Annotated in this window: 4 protein-coding genes; 1 reads left to right on the top strand and 3 read right to left on the bottom strand. The window is 65.7% G+C overall.

Features of this window, described 5'->3' with window-relative positions; translation table 11 throughout:
• A partial coding sequence (locus ACIRS4_RS36205; protein ID WP_404204204.1) for a phosphatidylinositol-specific phospholipase C occupies nt 1–848 on the top strand: 848 nt, incomplete at its 5' end.
• 133 nt (nt 849–981) lie between these two features.
• Here ACIRS4_RS36205 and ACIRS4_RS36200 read toward each other — a convergent pair.
• The 3 genes from ACIRS4_RS36200 to ACIRS4_RS36190 all read right to left on the bottom strand — a co-directional run.
• Nucleotides 982–1,188, bottom strand: coding sequence for a hypothetical protein (locus tag ACIRS4_RS36200; RefSeq protein ID WP_404204202.1), 207 nt, complete (start codon nt 1,186–1,188; stop codon nt 982–984).
• Nucleotides 1,189–1,391: 203 nt separating this feature from the next.
• The gene (locus ACIRS4_RS36195) at nt 1,392–1,598 is read right to left on the bottom strand and encodes a hypothetical protein (protein WP_404204200.1); all 207 of its coding nucleotides are present in this window, start codon (nt 1,596–1,598) and stop codon (nt 1,392–1,394) included.
• A 150-nt stretch (nt 1,599–1,748) separates the two neighbouring features.
• On the bottom strand, nt 1,749–2,479 hold a 731-nt coding region (locus ACIRS4_RS36190; protein ID WP_404204198.1), incomplete at its 5' end, for a helix-turn-helix domain-containing protein.

The raw sequence follows: 2,479 nt of genomic DNA, 5'->3' as shown, positions 1-2,479 counted from the left end.
ACACCACCCCACTGCTGCGCCTGACCATTCCCGGCACCCACGACTCCTGCGCCACCGACCCGGCCAACGGCACCGAATGGTCACACACCCAGAACTGGTCGCTGCCCGACCAGTTCTCCCACGGCATCCGCTTCCTCGACATGCGCTGCAACGGCCTGCAGGACCACACCACCGACTCCTTCGGCGTCTACCACAGCGGCTTCTACCAGGGCATCACCTTCGACACCGTGCTCGATCAGTGCCGGACCTTCCTGGCCCGCAATCCGGGCGAGGTCCTGATCATGCGGGTCAAGAAGGAAGACGGCACCAATAACGACGTGGGCTCGAACTTCGAGCGAATCTTCAACGGCTACCTGGACGCCAAGGGTTACCGCTCGCTGTTCTGGCTGGAGAACCGCTTCCCCACGCTCGGCGAGGCACGCGGCCGGATCGTGCTCATCGCGCAGTTCGCGAACTCCCTGGGCTGTCTGCAGTGGCCGGGTGGCGACAACGGCGTGTTCAGCACCGATCGCATCTATTTGCAGGACCGGTACAAGGACCGCGGACTGGCCGGACTGGATTCGGGCTCCTCGAACTTCGGTTCCTCCGGCGGCGACAAATTCGACTACGTCCGCGACTGTTTCGACAAAGCCGCGGGCGATCCCGCCAACACCGTCGAATACATCAACTTCACCAGTTTCGCCGACAACGCCTGGCCCAAGGACAATGCCGCGGCCATCATGCCGAAGGTCGACGCCTACCTCACCGCACACCGCGGCCAGGCCGCGCACTACGGCATCGTGCCCATGGACTTCCCCGACCGCTACCCCTCGGTGGTCACCCAGTTGATCGAAAAGAACTTCGCCTGAGGCGATCTCGCCGGGCGAACCGGGAGACCGACCTCCCGATCCGGGTGGTCGTCCTCCACGGTTGCCTGGCGGTCCCCACCGTGGCCGCTGTGGTGGCCGTGGTGACGGCGGATCCGTGATCCCGCAATCGATCTCAGCGTCGTAGCAGCGTCCAGAACATCCACCCGCCCGCACCCAGCGCGAAGGCCACCACGAGCGCCATCGCGATCAGCGGGACGAACGTCGTGAGGTCGGCGGGTCCCCCCGCGCTCGCCTGGATCAGGAATCCGGCGGCGACGGGCCCAAGGAGCAGCAGCCCGATGAAGGTCAGCAGCAGGGCGGCGATACCCAGGGTTGGCAACTTACCGGCATTCTTCATCTGTCCTCGAATCCATGTCTCGTGAGATGCATTCGAACAAGATCAACGCTAACAGTTTCTGCATGTCAGATTGGCCACCGAAACGCAAAGGTCGCCTCGGCCGACATCTGGCGACAGCCGGTGCGACCTCGGGTGACACCCGAGTCCGATATTCTGCTAATTTTCAGCAAATCAACCTCGCATTATCAGCGCTGCGCACGCAGCGTGCGATGGAGAATAGTGCGCAACTCCCACGCTTGGTCGGCACCCCCGGAACCGGTCAAATCCTCGGGCAGCCGGTGCAATTGCCGCAGGGTCCGGCTGGAGTGCGTCTCGGAGGCGATCACGAGCGCGTGCCGGGCCGCCTCCAGCGCCTGATCGGCCTGACCGGTCCGCGCCTGCGCCACCGCCACTCGCGTCCTCCATTCCGATGCCGTACAAAATGGGAGTCTCGCTAACACTCCGCAATCTTTCGGCAGTCCCACAGCAATCTAACGGTCATCGCTACCGCCAACAGGTGACACGCCAACGCCGACGAGTGACATGCGATCGGCGACAGGCCATTACGCCGAGAAGCTACCCAGCGGCACACCCACCGGCGGATACGCCGCCGGGCGCACGGACAGCACGTGATCGCGGTATTCGCGGGGAGTCAGACCGGTCTCGGCACGGAACACGCGATAGAAGTTTCGGTCACCGGTGAAGCCGCAAGCGTCGGCGATCGCCGCGATGGTGCGGTCGGGGGCCGCGACCAGCAGTTCGCGGGCGCGCTCGGCGCGCATGCGGCGCAGCAGCATCATGGGCCCGCCGTCGATATCGGCGAAGAGCCGGAACAGCTTGCGCCGCGAGAGTCCGCAGGCGACGGCGATCCGGTCGGGTGTCAGCTCCGGGTTGCCCAGGTGCGCCCTCAGGAAGGCGATCACCCGCTGGCGTAGGAGAGCGTTCGCGGCCGATTCGTCGGGCAGCTGGTCGCCGCCCAGGGCCAGTCCGGCCGCGAGCAGTCCGATGCCGGAGTTCAACATGGCCGTATTGCCCAGCGCCGCGGGCGACAGGTGCACCAGCCGCCGGAAGAAGTCGATCACCAGGGCTTCGTGCCCGATCGGCTGCAATCGTCTGGCGAGCGGGAATTGGTCGTCACGCAACCCCGCGGCGCTCAGCAGCAGGTCGCGCCGGACCCGGATCAGGATGCCCTCGTACCCGGTGGTGATGGCCTCCTGCGGCCGCTCGCCGTCGACCAGGAACATGGTGCCCACCGGGGAGCGCAGATAGGTTCCGCCGCAACGGACGTCGCAGA

It is taken from the genome of Streptomyces sp. NPDC101166, assembly GCF_044768125.1.
Classification (GTDB): domain Bacteria; phylum Actinomycetota; class Actinomycetes; order Streptomycetales; family Streptomycetaceae; genus Streptomyces.
The sequence above is the reverse complement of the archived record's forward strand: the minus strand, read 5'-3'. Positions and strand labels throughout refer to the sequence as shown.